General features: G+C 48.2%; 1 protein-coding gene. It reads right to left on the bottom strand.

All coding sequences use genetic code 11. The features are described from left to right. The coding region (locus OOT08_RS18920; protein WP_325094446.1) for a hypothetical protein at positions 1-257 on the bottom strand (257 nt) is incomplete at both ends.

Raw genomic sequence — 257 nt, forward strand, 5'->3', positions numbered from 1 at the left:
GCTTCTGTCTCTTCACTTTCATCTGGAGCCAGGGCTCCGTCGGTTTTTTCAAAGTTAATGGACTGAATGGTGCTCCCGGAGAGCAGTTCTGCTTTTTCGAGATCCAATATGATACGCTCGGTTAATGGTTCCACAGGGATTTTCTTTTGCAGGGAGGCGGAATCCGGTGTCTCATTTTCCTGGATGCTGTCTACTTTTGCCTCGACCGCTTCCTGTAACTTCACCTGAATCCCCAGCTCATCTTTTTTGTACTGCAG

Source organism: Leucobacter sp. M11 (assembly GCF_035726885.1).
Taxonomy (GTDB): domain Bacteria; phylum Actinomycetota; class Actinomycetes; order Actinomycetales; family Microbacteriaceae; genus JAPFRB01.